General features: G+C 70.4%; 4 protein-coding genes. 2 read left to right on the top strand and 2 right to left on the bottom strand.

All coding sequences use genetic code 11. The features are described 5' to 3' along the window. Positions 1-392: 392 nt before the first annotated feature. Both ACIKT0_RS15615 and ACIKT0_RS15610 read left to right on the top strand, forming a co-directional pair. A complete protein-coding gene (locus ACIKT0_RS15615) occupies positions 393-944 on the top strand; it encodes a hypothetical protein (RefSeq protein WP_407106254.1) in 552 nt (183 codons plus the stop codon). A gap of 86 nt (positions 945-1,030) precedes the next feature. Next, positions 1,031-1,921, top strand: a complete 891-nt coding sequence (locus tag ACIKT0_RS15610; protein ID WP_407106252.1) for a dienelactone hydrolase family protein — start codon at positions 1,031-1,033, stop codon at positions 1,919-1,921. A 163-nt stretch (positions 1,922-2,084) separates the two neighbouring features. Here ACIKT0_RS15610 and hisG read toward each other — a convergent pair whose 3' ends face one another. After that, a complete protein-coding gene (gene hisG, locus ACIKT0_RS15605) occupies positions 2,085-3,086 on the bottom strand; it encodes an ATP phosphoribosyltransferase (protein WP_407106251.1) in 1,002 nt (333 codons plus the stop codon). Then, on the bottom strand, positions 3,083-3,324 hold a 242-nt coding region (locus tag ACIKT0_RS15600), incomplete at its 5' end, for an ATP phosphoribosyltransferase regulatory subunit (RefSeq protein WP_407106249.1). The genes hisG and ACIKT0_RS15600, both read right to left, overlap by 4 nt.

The following is a 3,324-nucleotide window of genomic DNA, read 5'->3' as shown; positions in this document are numbered from 1 at the left end:
CCTCGTCGCGGGGGCGCCAGTCCTCGAAGGTCGCGGCGTCGATCGCCTGCTCGGTGAGCTCAGGAGGGGCGGGCGGGGCGGGCTGCTCCGGCGCCGCCAAGGCTCCGGCGCACCACAGAATGGCGGCGAACGCGCCGCCCAACGCTTTGATCTTCATGCCGTACGCCCTCGCTCGCCTCCCATCCAAACGCCAGAGAGGTCCGATTGGGTCCGGAGAAGCCTGGAGGCGTTTTGCGCCGAGGCCGCCGATCGGCGGATGGGACGGAGCGAGCGGCGGTTAGCTTAATTGATGCGTTTCCACCTTTTGGCCGCGCGCGCAGGCTATGCGGGGCTGAGAATGGCGCGTGGGGCGCCGCATTGGGCGGACATCGCCTGTGGTCAGAGGGTTGCGGATGAGCCTCAAAGGCGTGGCCTACATTCTCGCCACGGCGTTCATGATGGGCGGCGCTTTCGCGGCGGAGCCGCTGCGGGACGAGGCCACGGGCCTCGCGGTGCTTCCCCCGGAGGGCTACGAGGCTTCGCGCGCCGAGGGCGACGCCCGCTACGCCGTCGTGTTCGCGGTGCAGAAGGCCAACGAGGCCGACACCGGCTGCAAGATCGCCTTCCAGGCCGCGCCGCAGAACGCCGGGCTCAGCCAGGCGGACATCAACGCCTTCACCCAGAAGAAGGAATGGACGGAGCTGATCCGGGCCACCCTGTCGCTGCGCTACGACGTGGAAAGCGTCATGCCGTTCGAGCAGGGCGGGCTCGCCGGCGCGGCGGTGGTCGCCGACTTCAAGTCCACGGAAGGGGAGCCCAAGGCGGCCGAGCTCCGCTCCTATCTGGTACTGATCGATACGCCCAAGGGGCGCACGACGGTGGTCTGCGTCGGCGACAAGGCCGGCTTCGAGGGGCGCAAGCCGGAGTTCGAGGCGATCGCCCGCGCGGTCTCGCCGCCACGATGAACTGTGCGTGAGGATCGCTTCCTGCGACGCCTGCGATGTAGGGTCGGCGCCGCACGTCGCGCATCGCGGCGCACGGGGGCGTCCTCATGAAGCTTCGGCCTGAACAGCGCGTGATCGCGCTCTACGACCGCTACACCCATGGCGAACTCGGCCGGCGCGCCTTCTTTCAGCGGCTTGTCGCCCTGGTGGGCTCCGTGGCGGCCGCGAACGCGGCGCTCGGGGTTCTCTCGAACGATTACGCGCGCGCCGCGATCGTGGCGCCCGACGACCGCCGCATCGTGACGGAGAAGGTCACCTTCGAGACGCCCGCGGGGCCTTACTCGGCGCTGCTCGCACGTCCGGTCGGGGAGGCGAAGCGGCCCGGCGTGATCGTGATCCACGAGAATCGCGGCCTGAACCCCCATATCGAAGACGTGACGCGCCGTCTGGCGGTGTCGGGTTTCCTGGCGCTCGGCGTCGATCTGCTGTCGCCGGTCGGCGGCACGCCGCCGGACGAGGACAAGGCGCGCGAACTGATCGCGGCGCTGGATCTCGGAAAGGCCACCGAGGCGCTTGTCGCCGCGGTCTCGTTCCTCGCGAAGCGCCCGGAGAGCAACGGCGCCGTGGGCGCGGTCGGGTTCTGCTGGGGCGGCGGCATGGCGAACAGGCTCGCGGTCGCCTCACCCGATCTCAAGGCCGCGGTGGCCTATTACGGCCAGACGCTCGAGCCGGACCAGGCCGCCGAGGTGAAGGCGCCGCTGCTGCTTCACTATGCGGGGCTGGACGAGCGCATCAACGCCGGCGTGCCCGCCTTCGAGAAGGCGTTGAAGGAGGCGGGCAAGGACTATCAGCTGTTCATTTACGAGGGCGCGAACCACGCCTTCAACAACGACGCAAACCCGGCGCGCTACGATCGCAAGGCGGCCGCGCTCGCCTGGGACCGCACCATCGCCTTCCTGGAGCAGCGGCTCGGAACGGCTCTGCCGCCGCTCCACTGAGGGCCGAAAGTTTTTTTGCGTCGTCCCGGAACCGCCAGCCTGATTCGCCGTTCTAAGCTCGGAAGCTCGCAACGAGCTTTTGACAAAGCCGGCTAGCCCCCCGACTGGCCGACTTCATGAGGCGGAACCGCTACCCCCCGAGGCGGTTCCGCCTTTTCCTTTTTCAGCTCCCCAGCGCGCCGAACAGATCCTCGACCAGAGCGGGCGAGGGTTCGAACACGTCCTCGAGCGTCGAGACCGTGACGGCGCCCGCGCCGGCCGCTGACAGCGCCTCCACCAGATCGAAGACGGCGCGCTTGGGCGCATGCAGCACGAGCGGCGTTCCCGGCGCAGGCGCGCCGAACGGCGCGCGCGCGTCGAAGCGCGCCGCAAGGTCGACGATCAGCCGCTCGACGCGGCTTGGCATCATCGCCCTGACTTCGCGCACGCTGCGGGCGCGCACCTCGGCCGCGATCCGGGTCAGGATCGTACGGGCCGCATTGCGGGCCGCGGGGCTCCAGTCCGCCTGCAGGCTCGCGACGAGCTGCGCCTGGCTGCGCAGGATCACGCCGTCGTCCAGCACCCTGAGCCCGTTGGCGACGAGCGTCGCGCCCGTGGTGGTGATGTCCACGATCACGTCGGCCGAGCCCGCCGCCGGCGCGCCCTCGGTGGCGCCCACGCTCTCGACGATCCGGTAGTTCGAGACCCCCGGGCCGCTGCGCCCCTCGGCGGGCTTCTTCCAGGCGAAGAAGCCGCGGGTGAGGTTGACGTATTTGGTCGCGACCCGGAGCCTGCGGCCATGGCGGCGGCGCATGTCCTCGGCCACGTCGTCGAGATCCGACATCGTGCTGACGTCGATCCACGCCTTGGGCGCGGCCACCACGACATTGGCGTAGCCGAAGCCGAGCGGCTGCAGCAGCTTCACCCGCTGGTCGGCGTCGGGGATCGTCTCGCGGACCAGATCCTCGCCCGTGACCCCGAGATGGACCGCGCCGCTCGCAAGCTGGCCGGCGATGTCGGAGGCCGACAGATAGGCGATCTCGACATCCGGCACGTCGGCGATCGCGCCGCGGTAGTCGCGCGAGCCGCCAGGCTGCACGAAGGTCAACCCGGCGCGGGCGAAGAAGGCCTGCACGTTCTCCTGCAGGCGCCCCTTGGAGGGGACGGCGAGAACCAGTCCGCTCATCGCGCGGTCTCCTCGAAGCGGTCGAGCCAGAGCGCGAATCCGACCGCCGGGGCGGGCTGCTTCGCGCCGAGCGCCTTGAGCAGCCCGTCATAGCGGCCGCCGCCCCCGAGCGGCTCTCCGCCGCCGGGGCGCGCGAGTTCGAAGACAAGGCCGTCGTAATAGTCGAGCCCCTGGCCGGTGCCGGCGGAGAACCGCATGGCGTCGACCGGAAGCCCGGCCGCCGCGAACGCGGCGATCC

Origin of the sequence: Hansschlegelia beijingensis, from assembly GCF_045505405.1 — a bacterium.
Classification (GTDB): Bacteria; Pseudomonadota; Alphaproteobacteria; order Rhizobiales; family Methylopilaceae; genus Methylopila; species Methylopila beijingensis_A.
The sequence above is the reverse complement of the archived record's forward strand: the minus strand, read 5'-3'. Positions and strand labels throughout refer to the sequence as shown.

What these genes read in the sequence shown, in the direction of transcription:
- hisG (WP_407106251.1), bottom strand. Translation starts at nt 3,086, where the DNA reads ATGAGCGGACTGGTTCTCGCCGTCCCCTCCAAGGGGCGCCTGCAGGAG.
- ACIKT0_RS15610 (WP_407106252.1), top strand. Translation starts at nt 1,031, where the DNA reads ATGAAGCTTCGGCCTGAACAGCGCGTGATCGCGCTCTACGACCGCTAC.
- ACIKT0_RS15615 (WP_407106254.1), top strand. Translation starts at nt 393, where the DNA reads ATGAGCCTCAAAGGCGTGGCCTACATTCTCGCCACGGCGTTCATGATG.